Origin of the sequence: Janthinobacterium sp. UMAB-60, from assembly GCF_900095235.1 — a bacterium.
GTDB lineage: Bacteria > Pseudomonadota > Gammaproteobacteria > Burkholderiales > Burkholderiaceae_D > Janthinobacterium.
Genome location: NZ_LT607493.1, coordinates 135,735 through 152,610 on the forward strand (window position 1 = coordinate 135,735; position 16,876 = coordinate 152,610).

The 16,876-nt window shown below is 63.7% G+C and carries 9 protein-coding genes and 1 pseudogene; 5 read left to right on the forward strand and 5 right to left on the reverse strand.

Annotation, left to right across the window (positions count from 1 at the left end):
* Positions 1–3 precede the first annotated feature (3 nt).
* Entirely contained in the window at positions 4–2,064 is a 2,061-nt protein-coding gene (locus K0F86_RS19100) for a UvrD-helicase domain-containing protein (RefSeq protein WP_219135853.1), read from the reverse strand.
* Between the two features lie 210 nt (positions 2,065–2,274).
* Here K0F86_RS19100 and K0F86_RS19105 point away from each other — a divergent pair, with 210 nt between their 5' ends.
* Positions 2,275–2,760, forward strand: coding sequence for an SRPBCC family protein (locus tag K0F86_RS19105; RefSeq protein ID WP_219135854.1), 486 nt, complete (start codon positions 2,275–2,277; stop codon positions 2,758–2,760).
* Between the two features lies 1 nt (position 2,761).
* Here K0F86_RS19105 and K0F86_RS19110 read toward each other — a convergent pair whose 3' ends face one another.
* Positions 2,762–3,883: an HD-GYP domain-containing protein gene (locus tag K0F86_RS19110; protein WP_257572238.1), complete on the reverse strand. Its 1,122-nt coding sequence runs from the start codon at positions 3,881–3,883 to the stop codon at positions 2,762–2,764.
* A gap of 164 nt (positions 3,884–4,047) precedes the next feature.
* A complete protein-coding gene (locus tag K0F86_RS19115) occupies positions 4,048–5,496 on the reverse strand; it encodes a dihydrolipoyl dehydrogenase (protein WP_219135855.1) in 1,449 nt (482 codons plus the stop codon).
* 129 nt (positions 5,497–5,625) lie between these two features.
* On the opposite strand from K0F86_RS19115, the gene K0F86_RS19120 reads away from it, so the two are divergent.
* Complete coding sequence (locus tag K0F86_RS19120; protein ID WP_219135856.1) at positions 5,626–6,516, forward strand: ArgP/LysG family DNA-binding transcriptional regulator; 891 nt, start codon at positions 5,626–5,628, stop codon at positions 6,514–6,516.
* Here the strand turns inward: K0F86_RS19120 and K0F86_RS19125 are convergent.
* Positions 6,517–8,576: pseudogene (locus tag K0F86_RS19125) on the reverse strand (primosomal protein N').
* 134 nt (positions 8,577–8,710) lie between these two features.
* Here K0F86_RS19125 and K0F86_RS27645 point away from each other — a divergent pair.
* The gene (locus K0F86_RS27645) at positions 8,711–8,845 is read left to right on the forward strand and encodes a hypothetical protein (protein ID WP_257572239.1); all 135 of its coding nucleotides are present in this window, start codon (positions 8,711–8,713) and stop codon (positions 8,843–8,845) included.
* 573 nt (positions 8,846–9,418) lie between these two features.
* Here the strand turns inward: K0F86_RS27645 and hemE are convergent.
* A complete protein-coding gene (hemE, locus tag K0F86_RS19130) occupies positions 9,419–10,504 on the reverse strand; it encodes a uroporphyrinogen decarboxylase (RefSeq protein ID WP_072457493.1) in 1,086 nt (361 codons plus the stop codon).
* Positions 10,505–10,703: 199 nt separating this feature from the next.
* Between hemE and K0F86_RS19135 the strand changes: the two genes are divergently transcribed.
* Together K0F86_RS19135 and K0F86_RS19140 are read left to right on the forward strand one after the other, a co-directional pair.
* Positions 10,704–12,647 (forward strand): S9 family peptidase, encoded by a 1,944-nt coding sequence (locus K0F86_RS19135; protein ID WP_219135857.1) that lies wholly within the window; start codon positions 10,704–10,706, stop codon positions 12,645–12,647.
* Entirely contained in the window at positions 12,644–16,825 is a 4,182-nt protein-coding gene (locus K0F86_RS19140) for a DEAD/DEAH box helicase (RefSeq protein ID WP_219135858.1), read from the forward strand. The genes K0F86_RS19135 and K0F86_RS19140 overlap by 4 nt, the downstream gene beginning before the upstream one ends.
* Positions 16,826–16,876: the final 51 nt, after the last annotated feature.

Sequence of the window (16,876 nt, forward strand, 5' to 3'; positions counted from 1 at the left end):
TAATTAAACTTTCGGCGTGGCCAGCAAGGCCTTCATGCGCGCCAGACGTTCTTTCGGCGAAATGATTTCCGCTTCCGTCGGCACGGCGTCGCCCACATCGAGTTGCATTTCCTTGATGAAACGCGACGGGTCACAATGAACTTGCTCGCCCGCCCGCTTGCGCTTCTTGCACCAGGTGACGTGCAAGGTGCGCTGGGCGCGCGTGATGCCCACATACATCAGCCGCCGCTCTTCCTGGATGCGCGCGGCGATGGTTTCGGCCGGCGCATCAGGGTCGCCCTTGTGCGGCAAGATCCCCTCTTCCACGCCCACCAGAAACACGTGCGGAAATTCCAGACCCTTTGACGCGTGCAGGGTCGACATGCGCACGGCGTCCTGCTCCTCGTCCTTGCCTTCGAGCATGGTCATCAGGGCCACCATCTGCGTCAGTTCCAGCACGTTCTTTTCTTCGCCGTCGCGGTCCTTGCCGCCCCGGCCCCGTTCCTTCAGCCAGTTGACGAATTCCAGCACGTTCTGCCACTTGCTTTGCGCTTGCCGTTCCTCGAAGGCATCGTACAGATACGATTCGTAGTGGATTTCCTTCATCATGTCGTCCAGCACTTCGGCCGCGTTGTCGCCGCTGCCTGCCGCACCCGGGCGGCTGGCGCGCGATTCGAGATCGTTGATGAAGTTGCAGAAATCGCGCAGCGGCCCCAGTTGGCGGTCCGTCAGCTTGGCCTCGATGCCGCCTTTAAAGACGGCCTGGAACAGCGAGCACTGCCACTGCCCCGAAAACGCGCCCAGCACTTCCAAAGTCGACTGCCCCACGCCGCGGCGCGGCGTCGTCACGGCACGAATGAAGGCCGGGTCGTCGTCTTCGTTCGCCAGCAAGCGCAGGTAGCTGATGATGTCCTTGATCTCGGCCTTGTCGAAGAAACTCTGGCCACCGGAGATCGTGTACGGGATGCGTTCCTTGCGCAGACACTGCTCGATGATGCGCGCCTGGTGATTGCCCCGGTACAAAATCGCATAATCGGAAAATTTATTTTTCCGTTCGAAATGGTCGGCCGAGATCATGATGGCGACCTGCTCCGCCTCCTGCTCGTCCGTCTGCATGCCCAGCACCTTGATCGGCTCGCCCAGGCCGTGTTCCGACCACAGCGACTTTTCAAACAATTTAGGATTGTTGCCGATGACGGCATTGGCCGCGTTCAGCACGCGCATGGTGGAGCGGTAATTCTGCTCCAGTTTGATGACCCGTAAGTCGGGGAAATCCGTCTCCAGCGTTTTCAGGTTTTCCACGGTGGCGCCGCGCCAGGCATAAATGGCCTGGTCGTCGTCGCCCACGGCCGTAAACATCGGCTTCTTGCCGATGCCCGTCACCATCAGTTTCACCAGTTCGTACTGGCAGGTGTTCGTATCCTGGTACTCGTCGACGAGCAGATAGCGCAGGCGGCGCTGCCACTTGTCACGCACGGGGCCGTTGTTGCGGAACAGTTCCACGGGCAGGCGGATCAGATCGTCGAAATCGACGGCCTGGTAGGCGGACAAGGTGGCCACATAGCTGCGGTAGATGCGCGCCGCGTTCGCCTCGTCCTCGTCCTTGGCTTGCGCCAGCGCCATGTCCGGGTCGATCAGGCCGTTTTTCCACAAGGACATGGCGCCCTGGATACCGCGTATCACCTGTTTATCGGTGGTAATGGCAAGGTCTTGCACGAGGGAAAAACAGTCGTCGCTGTCCATGATGGAAAAGCGGTCCTTCAGTCCCACGCCATTGGCTTCCTGGCGCAGGATTTTCACGCCCAGCGAGTGGAAGGTCGACACCGTCAACTGCTTGGCCTGGCGCGGTTGCTTCAAGAGTTTGGCGATGCGTTCCTGCATTTCCAGCGCCGCCTTGTTGGTGAAGGTCAGCGCGGCGATGGTGCGCGGGTCATAGCCCCGGTCTTCGATCAGGTGAGCGATCTTTTGCGTGATCACGCGCGTCTTGCCCGAACCGGCGCCCGCCAGCACCAGGCAAGGGCCGTCGAGGTAGGTAACCGCTTCGCTTTGGGGCGCATTCAGACCGAACTGTGGTGCTTTGGACATCGAGGGTATTTCCGCAGGGAACAGCAGCCCATTGTAACAGCGTCGCATGGGCAAATTGCATGGCGGGCCATGCCTGAAAAACAGGCAATGGCATTGATATCTCGCTAATTGCCGCCATCTTGGCCCATGCCATGCGTGCGGCGATGCCAAGCCTGGAGTACCATTCCGCCTGTATCGCCCGTGCGCGCCCACTTACCGAATGACAGTCCCATGAAATTTGAACACCTGATTGAAATCAACGATCCCTTGAACCCGCTGATCGACACCTTGAGCCTGGAACAGGTCTGGCGCGGCCTCGTCTTGCGCGCCGAATCGCCCAGGCTGTTCGTGCCGCACCTGGACGAGTGCCGGATCAGCGAGCGCTGCGATGCCGGCTTCGCGCGCAGCCTGCGCTATGGCGAGCTGGTCATCAACGACAAGGTGGTGCTGGTGCCGCAACTGCAAGTGCGCTACGAAGTGCCGGCGCAACAGGATATCAGCGCCTCCTCGCTGGTGATGACCATCGAGATGCCCGATGAGGCGAGCCTGTGGGTGCGCTTCCAGTACGACGACGGCCACGACGCGGCCACCGATGCGGCCAACGCCCTGTACGACGACTTCCGCCGCTCCGCCTACAAGGAATCCGACATCGACACGGTGCGCATCATGCGCGAACTGGCGCTCGAAGGACGGCTGGATGCGGGCTTGCTGAACTAGATTAAATTCGTGCGCTGCGGCCCCACAGCTGGTCGGGGCGAAACTGCAGCCCCGCCTGCTCCGCGCTGAGCACTTCGCGGATGGCGTGCAAGTCCACGCGCGTGTCGCGCCGCAGCGGCACGTCGAGGCGCGCGCCGCGCGGGCCGATCAGCGACTGCACGTGGGGCGTGGTGGCATTCAAACCCTTGCGCGTGACGACGCCGATTTCGCCATTCAACAGCTTGACGAAGGTGCCGACCGGGTAGATGCCCAGCTCGCGCACCAGCAGCGAGGCCAGCGGCGCATCCAGCGTGGCCTTGTCGGCCATCAGCATTTCGCGCAGGGCCACATTCGGCAGCAGGGGTTGGCGGTAGCTGCGCCTTGACACGCGCGCGCAATAGCGGTCGGCCAGCATGATCAGGCGCGCGCCGATGCCGATCGCCTCGCCTTGCGTGCCCAGCGGATAGCCGCTGCCATCGATATTTTCATGGTGCTGCAGCACGGCTTGCAGCCAGACGGCGTCCGTGACGCCGGCCGCGCGCAACAAGTCGACACCCGCTTGCGGATGGGCGCGCAAATAAGCGCGTTCCTGCGCGTCCAGCGGCCCCGCCTTGTGCTGGAAATCCGCATGGCGTTCCAGCATGCCCACATTCATGCTCAGCGCTGCCAGTAGCACGCTGCGGATCACATCGTCATCGAGTTTCAGGGCACGCGCCAGCAGGGCCGTGATGACGGCCGTGTCGACGCTGTGGCGCACGGCAAAGTCGCCCGCGCCCTGGTTGTGCAGGATGCAGGCCAGCGCCACGTCGGCGTCCAGTGCCACCGCCTCTTCCACCAGCTGCGCCAGCAGCGCCAGCGATGCGTGGCTGCCCGCCTGCCCGGCGGCAATGGCCGGCAAGACGCGGGCCAGGCCAGCCGTGACCAGGTTCAGCATACGCAGGGCCGACGGTGCTTCCGTGGCCGTGCGCGGCACGTCGGCGCTGGTATCGGCGATGACGCCGCGCGCCAGCAGCAATGCGATCTGGTTCTCGCTGCTGATGACATGCCCCAACCTGGCCAGCAAACTGCCCGTCTCGCCATGCACGTCCCAGGGCAGGGCCACGCCCAGGGCGAGTTCTCCCGCGTAAATGCGCCGAATTTTCACATCGTCTCCATCATCGCCTTCACCCGCTTGTTTTTACCATCCTGGCATCAGCGGCGAGTACCAATTGAAATGTTTTTTGCTTTTAATCAATATTTCAATGTGGCAGCGATGATCGCGCAATCATGTGCGCTTGTCTACAAAATTGTGTAAATATCAAAATTGCATCAGACGCCAGGCGAGCAATCGGCGCAGCCCGCTGCGTGTTCCGGGTCTTTTTCCAGGTGCAGCGCCAGCTCGCGCAAGGCCGTGCGCACGCCTTCCTCGATGACGGGGTGGTAGAACGGCATGTCGAGCATGGCGGGCACCGTCAGCTGCGCCTGGCACGCCCAGGCCAGCAAGTGCCCCAGGTGTTCCGCCCGTGGGCCGATCAGCTCGGCGCCGAGAAAGCGCTTGCTGCCGAACTCCGCATACACGCGCAGCAAGCCCTGGTTTTGCAGCATTACGCGGCTGCGGCCCTGGTTGCCGAACGACACGGCACCGACGGCAAAGCGGCCCGCGTGGCTCACGCACAGTTGCTGGTAGGTGGCGCCCAGGGTGGCGATCTGCGGTTCCGTGAAGGCGATGGTCAAGGGCGTGCGGCGCAAGCCCGGTTTGACGTCAGGAAAGCGCGCCGCGTTGTCGCCCGCGATGCGGCCCTCGTCGGCCGCTTCGGGCAGCAGCGGCAAGGCGTTGTCGGCATCCCCGGCGATGAAGATGGCGCTCTTGCCGCACTGCATGGTGTGCGGGTCATGCAGGGGAATGCCGTGGCGGTCGAGCTCGATTTGCGCCGTCTCCAGGCCGATGTGATCCACGTTCGGACGGCGGCCGATGGCGGCCAGCAGATACTCGAACTGCTCGGTTTTTTCCTGACCATCGCCATCGCGGCTGGTGAGCACGATGCCGCTGCCATCCGGCGTTTTTTCCACATGCGCCACCGTGGTCTGGAAGCGGATGTCGAGTTCGCGCGCCAGCACGGCGCCCGCCTCCCGCAGCACCAGCGGGTCCGTCAGCTGCGCGACCTTATTGCCGCGCGCAAACAGGGTCACGCGCACGCCCAGCCGCGCCAGCGCCTGGCCCAGCTCCAGGCCGATGACGCCGCCGCCGACCACGGCGACCGAGCGCGGCAAGTCCGTCCACTCGAACACGGCGTCGCTGGTGATGACCCGGTCGCCGGCAGCTTGCCACTCGGGCGGCACGATGGACGTGGAACCGGTGGCGATGACCACGCTGGCCGCTTCGACAATCGTGTGTTCATCCACCTGCAATGTGCCGGGGGAAATAAAACGCGCATGGCCGCGCAGCTTTTCTTCGTCGGCAATGGCGTTGACGCCGTCGAGGACGAAGCCGACAAAGCGGTCGCGCTCGCTGCGCACCCGGGCCATCACTTGCTGGCCGTCGATGCGCACGGGGCCTGGGTGCACGCCAAAAGCGGGCGCGGCGGCCACCGCATGGGCCGCCTCGGCCGCCGCGATCAGGAGTTTGCTGGGCATGCAGCCGACCCTGGCGCACGTCGTGCCGTACGGCCCGCTTTCGATCATCAGCACGCGCTTGCCCTGCATGCGCGCCGCCTTGTGCGCCGTCATGCCGGCCGTGCCGCTACCGATCACGGCCACGTCCACTTGTATCGTTTTCATCGTGCTGTCCATCCCACTGAGGTTGCTCACAGCATTCGATACTACCCGTTTGCCGAAAATAAGGTTTTACTTTGCAGCAATATATGTATTAGTATAACTAATCATTTTCAAAATTTATAAGCTGAGCTAATGGGATCACTCGATTATCGCGCGCTGGCCGTGCTGGACGCCGTGGCCAGCCATGGCAGTTTCGACAAGGCCGCCCTGGCGCTGGGCATCACCCAGTCGGCCGTCTCGCAGCGCATCAAGGCGCTGGAAGACGCCAGCGGGCGCCTGCTGATCATCCGTGGCCAGCCGGCCGTGCCGACGGGCCTGGGCCAGCGATTGATCGTGCATCACCGCAACGTCAAGCTGATGGAAGCGTCGCTCGACATCGACCTGGGCAACAGCGTCAGCATGCCGGAAATCGCCATCGCCATCGATGCCGACAGCCTGGCCACGTGGTTCCCCGACACTTTATCGGCCCTGCTGGCGCCGCCGCGCTGCCAGCTCGACGTGCGCCTGGCCGACAGCGACAGCGCCCTGCAGATGGTGCGCGACGGCTCCGTGTTCGGCTGCGTGGCGGCAGAATCGGGCACGGCGATCGACGCGGCGGCCGCCACCAGCGTCACGCCGCTGGGCATGCTGCGCTATGTCTGCGTGGCCACGCCCGTGTTTGCGGGCCACTGGTTCGGCGATGGTTTTAGTGCCGAGGCGGTGCAACTGGCGCCCGCCGTCGTGGGCCAGCACGGCTTGCTGGCGCGTTTTCTTGCTGAACAACTCAATATGCGTGAACCGTTTCCGCACCACACCTTACCGGTGGAAACGGCGCGCCGCGGCTGCGTCCAGGATGGCCTGGCCTACGGCCTGATGCCGCAGCGCCTGGCCGCGCCAGCGCTGGCGACGGACCGCCTCGTGGATCTGCTGCCGGGCAGCACCCTGGATGTACCGCTGAGCTGGCATGCGTGGACCCTGGACACGCCGTTTACCAAGCTGCTGTCCGAGCAGATCGTCAAGTCGGCGCGCGATTACCTGAACTAATCAGATATCCAGCGGATCCACTTCCAGCGACCATTTCACGCGCGACTTCATGGCGCGCAACTCCGCTAACCATTCTTTCAAAAACGCCTGCAGGGCCGGCCGCGAGGGCGATTCCAGCAGCAGCTGGGCGCGGTCCACGTTGTAGACGCGCGTCATGCTCATGGGAATCGGGTCGTTGATGGTCACCTGCGGGTGTGCCATGCATTCCTTGGCCGCCTGCAGGAACTCGATGGCGGTCGCCAGCTCGGGCGCCTCGGCGCGCAGCAGGGCCTGGAACAGATACGGCGGCAACGCCGCCTGCGCCCGCTCTTCCAGCAAGGTGGTGGCGAAATGGTCGTAATCGTGGTGGACGACGGCGTCGTACAGCGGATGGCGCGCATAGCGCGTCTGGATCAGCACCTCACTGACGCTGCCCCCTTCCGTCTGCGCGGCCCGCCCGGCGCGGCCCGCCACTTGCATCAGCTGGGCAAACAACCGTTCGCTGGCCCGGTAATCCTGGGAAAACAGGGCCGTGTCCGGATTCAAGATGCCGACCAAGGTCAGCTTTTTGAAATCGTGGCCCTTGGCCACCATCTGCGTGCCGATCAAAATGTCCACTTCGCCCCGGTGCACGGTGTCGAACGCTTCCTGCGCGCTGCCCTTCTTGCGCGTGGAATCGGCGTCGATGCGCAAGATGCGCGCCTCTGGAAACAATTGCTGCAAGCCCTCTTCCACGCGCTGCGTGCCGCGTCCCAGCGGCTGCAAATCGACGTTGCCGCAGGTGGGGCAATGGCGGGGAATGCGCAGTTCCAGGCTGCAATGGTGGCAGCGCAAGCGGTGTTCGGGCTTGTGCAGCACCATGAACGAGGTGCAGCGCGTGCAATTGCTGATCCAGCCGCACGATTCGCAGCAGATGACGGGCGAATAGCCGCGCCGGTTCAAAAACAGCAGCGACTGTTCGCCCCGTTCCATGCGCAGTTTCAGGGCGGCGATCAGGTGCGAGGTCAGGCCGTCCTTCGGCTTGTCGCGCTCCATGTCGAGGATCTTAACGCGTGGCAACACCGCATTCTTGACGGCCCGCTCGCGCAATTCCAGCTTGCGGTAGCGCCCCGTCTGCGCGTGGTGCCAGCTTTCCAGCGACGGCGTGGCCGAGCCCAGCACGATGGGAATCTGCAATTGCCAGGCGCGCCACACGGCCAGGTCGCGCGCGGAATAGCGCAAGCCTTCCTGCTGCTTGTAGGAAGGATCGTGTTCCTCGTCGATGACGATCAGTTTGAGTTTCGGCAAGGATGCCAGGATGGCCAGCCGCGTGCCGAGCACGATGCGCGCCTGGCCCTGGTGGGCCGCCAGCCAGTGCAGCATGCGCTCGCCTTCGGACAGGCTGCTGTGCAGGGTGGCCAGCATGACGCCGGGAAAGCGCGCGCGGATATTGCCTTCCAGTTGGGGCGTCAGGTTAATTTCCGGCACCAAAATCAGGATTTGCGCCGCCTCGTCGCGCGCCAGCACCTGGGCGCAGGCTTGCAGATACACTTCCGTCTTGCCGCTGCCCGTCACGCCGTACAGCAGGGTCGGCTTGAAACCCAAGGCGCCGCCGATGGCGTCGGCCGCCTCTTGCTGGGCCGGGTTGAGCGCCGGCATGTTCAGCGGCGTGCCGTCGTGCGCGTCGGCCAGCTTCGCCAGCTTCTTGATGGCGCGGTCCAGCGCCACGGTGGTGAGCACGCGCAAGTTCTTCGGTAAACCCGGCAGCGCCACTTCACCGAGCGGACGCTGGTAGTAATCGGCGGCAAAGGCGGCCAGCGCCAGCCACTGTTCCGACAAGGGCGCCAGCTGGCTGCGCACGGCCAGCACATCCTTCAATTTTGCGGCGGGCACATCCGTGCTGTCGGACACGCCGACGATCAGCCCCATCACTTCGCGCNTTCGCGCCGGCCGAACGGCACCAGCGCCAGCTGCCCCACTTGCGGCAGCGGCACGGCAACGTCCGCATCCGCCGCCGCATTCCAGCGGTAGTCGAACAGGGCGTTCAGGGGCGTGTCGAGCGCGATTTTCAGGATGCACGACGTCAAAATGCACTGCGACATGGGGTTTGGCCTATCTTATAAAAAAGCGCGCGGCAGGGTCAATGGCGCGGCGCGATGTCAGGCATCAAGCCAGCGGGCCATGATACTTGTTTCGTCCGTCAAACGCCTAACAGCAGGCAGGACAGCGTGCCATCATGCCTGAAGAAAATTCTGTGGATAACTTTGTGGACAAAGCAAAATTAACTTTCATAAAAATGTGGACAGAAAATTTTGACCGCCGTCAAGAGGGGCACGCAAGAAAAATTAACTATTTAAAATCAATGACTTAAAAATTGATCCCCGGAAGGCGATAAATCCGTGGGGCATTTCCGCCGCTGTGCATAACTGAACCATTTCTGATTTTTTTATACAGGAATAAGCACCGTTTTGATGCATGCCCTGCGCAAAAAACGCCACCATATGAGGCAAAGTTGACAATTGCCGGGCAAGCGTTCGGTTTTACCCGCGGGGCGGCGAAACATTGTTCAATTATCATGCAGTGCAACATGCACTTCAGGTGAAACCTGAACATCGACGCTAAGTATCGGTTAACAAAATACTTTTCAATTTTATCCACAGAATCTGTTGATAACTTTGTGGACAATGAAGGAATAAGGCTGGCAAACGGAAGAATAACCTTATCAATTGCAACAAAGTCCGTCCGACAAGACATTTTTTATTTCTTAATAATCAAGTACTTGCAGAGCATCCCCGGGCATGGCTTTTCAACTGCCTCTTATTTCCGCAGCAAAAAAAATTGTGCATAAGTCGGTATTTCCTGCTAAGGCGCAGCAAAGAAAAAGGCAGGCTTCCGCTGGGAAGCCTGCCTTTTCTGCCCCTGCGCCAGGGGAAGCGGTATTGCGTTACTGACCGCTGCGCATGGCGCGGCTCATGCTGTGCACGGCTTCCACCATCGCTTCGACCGATTCCGGCGGCGTGAACTGGGAAATGCCATGGCCCAGGTTGAATACGTGGCCCGTACCGGCCGACGGCGCGCCAAAGGCGTTGAGCACTTTCGCCACTTCGGCGCGGATCTGCTCCGGGCTGGCGAACAGGATGGCCGGGTCGAGATTGCCCTGCAAGCCCACTTTATGCCCGACCAGCTGGCGCGCGCGCGTCAGGTTGACGGTCCAGTCCAGGCCCACGGCATCGGCGCCGATATCGGCGATCTGCTCGATCCACTGGCCGCCGCCCTTGGTAAACACGATGGCGGGAATCTTGACGCCATCCTTGTCGCGTTTCAGCTGCGCCACCACTTGCTGCATATAGGCCAGCGAGAATTCCTGATAGGCGCCATCGGCCAGCGCACCGCCCCAGGAATCGAAAATCATCACGGCTTGCGCGCCGGCATCGATTTGCGCATTCAGGTACTGCGCCACGGAAGTGGCGTTAATCGCCAGGATGTGGTGCATCAGGTCAGGGCGGTTGTACAGCATCTTCTTGATGGTATGGAACTCTTTCGAGCCGCCGCCTTCCACCATGTAGCACGCCAGGGTCCACGGACTGCCGGAAAAACCGATCAGCGGCACGCGGCCATTGAGTTCCGTGCGGATTTGCGTGACGGCCTTGAAAACGTAGTCGAGCGACTCCAGGTCCGGCACTTGCAAGGCCTTCACATCCTGCTCCGTGCGCAGCGGACGCTCGAACTTCGGGCCTTCGCCATCGGCGAAATACAAGCCCAGGCCCATCGCGTCAGGCACCGTCAGGATGTCGGAAAACAGGATGGCCGCGTCGAGCGGGAAGCGCTCCAGGGGCTGCAAGGTGACTTCGGTGGCGTAATCGGGATTCTTTGCCAGGCCCAGGAAGGAGCCGGCCCGCTCGCGCGTGGCGCGGTATTCGGGCAGGTAGCGGCCCGCCTGGCGCATCAGCCAGACAGGGGTGTGCTCGGTCGGCTGGCGCAACAGGGCGCGCAGGAAAGTGTCATTCTGGAGCGGAGCAAATTGTGGCATGGCAGGCAATCGAGCTTGGAGAAGCGGTATTATCGCATCCAATCGCTGCCATTTCATTGATTCCAGTGCCGCTTTGCAGCATTTGCCACGCACAGCGATGACTTTCGTTGTGCCTGCCCTTCCATTATGATGATGCACGCCGCCGCGCTGCCTGACGCCGCCTGGAGGCCCCCTCTTTCCACCACGACACGGAGCCCGCATGACCTCGACCGCATCCAGCACCCCTTATGGCATCTGGCCATCGCCGATCAGCGCGGCCATCGTCGCCGCTGGCGCCTCGCCGCTGACGCAGCTGGCCCTGGGCGGCGCGGATGGCGCCGACGTGTTCTGGCTGGCCGGGCGCGCCAGCGAGGCGGGCCGCAACACCCTGCTGCGCCAGCGCGGCGCGCGGGTCGATGAACTGACGCCGGCGCCGTTCAATGTGCGCACCCGCGTGCATGAATACGGCGGCGGCGCATATGCCGTGGCCGGCGATACCGTGTATTTTTCGCATTTCGCCGACAATTGCCTGTACCGCGTGAGCGGCGACGCCGCGCCCGAAGCGTTCACCACGGGCGGCAACACGCGCCATGCGGACTTCGTCGTCGATGCGGCCCGTTCCCGCCTGATCGCCGTGCGCGAGCAGCACCCGGATGCAGGCCACGCGCATCCGGAAAACTGCCTGGCCGCCGTCGGCTTCGACGGACGCGACACGGTGCTGGCGCGCGGCCACGATTTTTATGCGGCGCCGCGTTTATCGCCGGACGGCAGCCAGCTGGCCTGGATCAGCTGGGATCACCCGCGCCTGCCGTGGCAAGGCACGGAACTGTGGCTGGCCGACGTGCACGCGGATGGCAGCCTGGGTTCGCCACGCCTGATCGCCGGCGGCGCGCGCGAGTCGATCTGCCAGCCGGAATGGTCGCCGAACGGCTTGCTGCACTTCGTTTCCGACAGCAGCGGCTGGTGGAATCTGTACCGCCTGCACGGCGCCGACATCGAGGCGCTGTGCCCGATGGAAGCGGAATTTGCCACGCCGCACTGGACCTTCGGCGCCAGCATGTACGGTTTTCTGTCCAACGACGAGATCGTCTGCACGTATATCCAGGCCGGCATCAGCTACCTGGCGCAATTGAGCGTGGCCGAGGCGAAACTCGAGCCGATCCCGCATCCGTACCAGGAAATCCGCGAACTGCGCGTGGGGCCCGGCTTCGTCGCGCTGCTGGGCGGCAGCCCCACCATCGCGCTGGAACTGGCGCGCATCGACCTGTCGAACCACGAACTGGAAGTGCTGGCGCAGTCGATCGCGCAATTGCCCGCGCTGGCTTACCTGTCCGTGCCGCGCAGCTTGAGTTTTCCTAGCAGCAACGGCCGCACGGCGCACGCCTTCTTTTATCCGCCGAAAAATGACGACGTGCAAGCGCCCGCAGGCACATTACCACCCGTCATCGTCATCAGCCATGGCGGCCCCACCAGCATGGCCAGCAATACCTTGAAACTGGCGACGCAGTACTGGACCAGCCGCGGCATCGGCGTGCTCGACGTCAACTATGGCGGCAGCAGCGGCTTCGGCCGCGAATACCGCGACGCGCTGCGCGGGCAATGGGGCATCGTCGACGTGGAAGACTGCATCGCCGGCGCGCGCTATCTGGCCGCCAACGGCCTGGCCGACCCCGAGCGCCTGATCGTGCGCGGCGGCAGCGCGGGCGGCCTGACGACCCTGTGCGCGCTGACCTTCCACGACGTCTTCAAGGCGGGCGCCAGCTACTATGGCGTATCCGACCTGAAGGGCCTGGACGACGATTCGCACAAGTTCGAATCGCGCTATACCGATTACCTGATCGCCCCGCAGCCGCAAGCCGAGGCGCTGTACCTTGAGCGCTCGCCCATCCACCACACGGACAAACTGTCGCGCCCGATGATCTTCTTCCAGGGCCTCGATGACAAGGTGGTGCCGCCGCAGCAGTCGCAACAGATGGTCGACGCCCTGCAGGCGCGCGGCGTGCCCGTCGCGTACGTGCCGCTCGAAGGCGAGGGCCACGGCTTCCGCAAGGCGGAAAACATCGTGCGCACGCTGGACGCGGAACTGTATTTCTACCAGCGCGTGTTCGGCCTGCCCGTGGCGGCCGGCGAGCCTCCCGTGCATATCGCCAACTTGCCCGCATGACCGATCCGCATGCAGACCAGCTCTTGCTGGACGAATTCGCCGCCCTGGAGCAGCACGAACGAATGATCCTGGCCTTGCTGGCCATCGCGGGCGAGCCGGTGGGCAAGCATGCCGTGTATGAACACTTGCAGCGCGCCAATATCGTCGAGCCGGACGGCACGCCGTTTGCCCTGCTCACCGTCACGGGCATGCTGCAGCATTTGACGCGGCACGCGCTGGCGTCCGAGGTGGTAGGGCGCGGCTATGCCTGCGAAGCCAAGCTGCGCTGGCCCGCCATGCGCGCCGCCATCGAGCACCTGGCGTTCCGCGACCTGTGCCAGGCGATCGAAACCATCAACCCCGTGCGCCGCAACTGGGATGGCTATGTGGAATTGCGCAGCTACCGGCAAGGCGTGGCGCGCCTGCGCATCGCCCTGTTGCGCAACGACGAGGTGCGCCAGGTGGCCGCCATCCTGGCCGCCTGCATGGCGTGCTATGAAGCGCAGCAGCTGCATCCGCTGATCGAGATTTTCGGCCGCCCGTTCGAGCCGGAAATGCTGTCTTTCGTCATGCCGCAACTGCAGGATGACATCCTCGCCGTGCTGCTGGGCAACGCCCCGCGCGAGCCGGCCACGGCGCACGCCATCCGCAGCTATGCGCGCGCGCACCACGCACGCCAGACGGCGGCCGGCGACCATATCGGCGCCGCCCTGCCGCTGGCCCTGGCGGAAGACGCCCTGCTGTGCGGCGAACTCGACGCCGCCGCGCGCTACCTGGCGGGCCAGCAGGGGCCGCAGGCGCTGTTTGTCGACAGCAGCATCGCCCTGTTGCGCGGCGAACATGCGCACGCCGTGGCGGGCTTCGACACGGCCCTGAAAGGACTGCGCAAGGAGGCGGGCAAGCGCAAGCTGTGCTTTACGGGCATCGGCGGCCACCTGTACGTGCTGGCCCTGCTGCGCGGCAACGACGCCAAGCTGCTGAAAAGCGCGGAAACCTATCTCGATATCGCGCTGCATGCGCAGCCGAACCACGACAGCATCGTCTACCAGCAGTTGAATACCTTGCGCCTGGTGCGTGCGGGCGTGCTGCAAGCCGATGCGATCCCCACGCGCAGCTGGGAAACGGGCTTGCAGGCGCAGCTGTTCCAGGCCTTGCTGTACTACTGGCTGGCGCTACCGCAATTGAGCGAACGCAAGGATCAACTGCGCCTGTTGGTGCAGCAAGCCGACGCGGCCGGCTATGATTTGATCGCGGCGCAGGCGGCCGGCTTGCTGGGCTTGATGGGCGAGCCACAGCAGGAGCGCTTTGCCACGTCCAAGCGGGCGCAACACGGCTTGACGGACATGGCGCCGTGGTTCGAGCGCCAGGAAGCGTGGCAGCGCCAGCTGAGCGCGCTGATCAACCTGCAGCAGAACGCGCCCGCCGAAGCCATCGGCAGCGTCTCGCGCCTCGTGTGGCTGGTGGCGTTCGACCCGCGCTTCGGCCTGACGGCCGTGGAAGTGCGCGAGCAGAAACGCGACGCGCGCGGTGGCTGGAGCAAGGGCCGCGCCATGGGCCTCAAACGCCTGGCCGAAGAGGCGGGCGACATCGATTTCCTCACGCCGCAAGACGCCCGCGCGGCGGGCAGCATCGCACCGTTCAAACAGTATTATTCGTCGGCGCCGCGCTATGAAATCGAGCTGGACAAGGCCGCCATCTTGCTGGTGGGCCACCCGCTCGTGTTCTGGCTCGACCATCCCGACACCCGCGTGGAACTGATCGCCGGCGCGCCCGAGCTGCTCATCAAGTCGCACGAGGGGCAGCTGTGGCTGGGCATGCAACCGCCATTGCCCGACAACGGCGGCAACGTCGTGGTGCAGCGTGAAACGCCGACGCGCCTGCGCGTGGTGCACATCCTCGACGAGCACCGGCGCATCGGCGCCATCGTGGGCCTGGGCCTGTCCGTGCCGCTGCATGCGGAAAAACAGGTGATGCAGGCGATCGGCGCCATTTCATCGATGGTCACCGTGCAATCGGATATCGGCGGCGGCGCCGGCGACGCGGAAGTCATCACGGCCGACCACCGCCTGCACGTGCACCTGCTGCCCTACCAGCAGGGTTTGAAGATGCAAATTCTCGTGCGCCCGCTGCTCGACAACGGCGCCTATTACGCACCGGGCAGCGGTGCCGAAAGCGTGTTTGCCGATGTGGCGGGCCGGGCCGTGCAAGCGCGGCGCGACCTGAATGCGGAACGCGAAGCGCAGCGCCAGCTGATCGGACGTTGCCTGGTGCTGGAAGAGGCGGAAGAGGAACACGGCGAGTGGCTGCTGGGCCAGCCTGCCCTGGGCTTGCAGTTGCTGGTGGAGTTACAGGCGCTGGAGCCAAACGGCATCGTGCTGGCCTGGCCCGAGGGTGAAACCATGCGCGTGTCGAAACGCATCGACAGCGGCCAGATGCGCCTCAATATCAAGAGCGAAAAGGACTGGTTTGCCGCCAGCGGCGAAGTGCAGATCGACGAAGACAAGGTGATGGATTTGCGTGCCCTGCTCGATTTGATGCAGAACAATAAAAGCCGCTTCGTGGCCCTGGGCGACAACCAGTTCCTGGCGCTCAGCGACGAATTGCACCGCCGCCTGTCCGAGCTGGCCGCGTATGGCGAGGCGCATGCCGATGGCGTGCACATCCACCCGCTGGCCGCCTTCGCGCTGGAAGAGCTGGCCAACGATGCGGGCGGCGTGAAAGCCGACAAACTCTGGCGCGAACACTTGCTGCGCCTGCGCGCCCTCGACGATTATCAGCCGCAACTGCCCAGCACCCTGCAGGCCGACCTGCGCGACTACCAGCTGGCCGGTTTTAACTGGCTGGCGCGATTGGCGCACTGGGGCGTGGGCGCCTGCCTGGCCGACGACATGGGACTCGGCAAGACTTTACAGGCGCTGGCGCTGATCCTGGCGCGCGCGCCCAACGGCCCCACCCTGGTGGTCGCGCCCACGTCCGTGTGCATGAACTGGATCAGCGAAGCGCAGCGCTTCGCGCCCACCTTGAACATCAAACTGTTCGGCAGCGGCGACCGGGCCGACATGCTCGATACCTTGCAGCCGTTCGACGTGGTGGTGGCCAGCTATGGCTTGCTGCAGCAGGAAGCGGCCCTGTTTGCCGGCGTGCGCTGGCATACGATCGTGCTCGACGAAGCGCAGGCGATCAAGAATGGCGCCACCAAGCGCTCGCAAGCCGTGATGGCCTTGCAAGGGGACTTCCGCATGGTGGCCAGCGGCACGCCGCTGGAAAACCATTTGGGCGAACTGTGGAATCTGTTCCGCTTCATTAACCCGGGTTTGCTGGGCACCCTCGACCAGTTCAATTTGCGCTTTGCGGGACCGATCGAAAAGGATCAGGACAAGCGGGCGGCGGCCGGCGCGCGCCTGCGCTTGCGCCGCCTGATCGCGCCATTCATCCTGCGCCGCACGAAGACGCAAGTGCTGTCCGAATTGCCGTCGCGCACGGAAATCGTGCTGGAAGTGGCATTGTCGCCGCCGGAAACGGCGCTGTACGAATCGCTGCGCCGCGAAGCGCTGGAAAAGTTGGCTATGGTGGAAGGGCCGGCGTCGAAAAAGGCCATCCAGATCCTGGCGGAAATCATGAAGCTGCGCCGCGCCTGCTGCAATCCGCAGCTGGTGGCGCCGGAACTGGGCCTGGCCAGCAGCAAGCTGGCGGCCTTCGCCGAGCTGCTGTCGGGCTTGCTGGAAAACCGCCACAAGGTGCTCGTCTTCAGCCAGTTCGTCGACCATTTAACACTCATCCGCAAGCACCTGGAGCAGCATGGCGTCAGCTATCAGTACCTGGACGGCAGCACGCCCATGCAGGAGCGCAAGCGCCGCGTGGATGCCTTCCAGGCGGGAGAGGGCGATGTTTTCCTGATCAGCCTGAAGGCGGGCGGCATGGGCATCAACTTGACGGCGGCCGACTATGTGATCCACATGGACCCGTGGTGGAATCCGGCCGTGGAAGACCAGGCCTCGGACCGCGCCCACCGCATGGGGCAATTGCGTCCCGTCACCATCTACCGGCTGGTGGCGAAGCACACGATCGAGGAAGGCATCGTCGAATTGCACCAGCACAAGCGCGACCTGGCCGACAGTCTGCTGGAAGGCAGCGACGCGGCAGCGCGCATGTCGGCCAATGACATGCTGGGCATGCTGCAGGAAGGGTTGAAGCGATGAGCTTGAAAAAATGCACGGGGAAACCGCGTTCCATGCGATGATCGTTTTTCC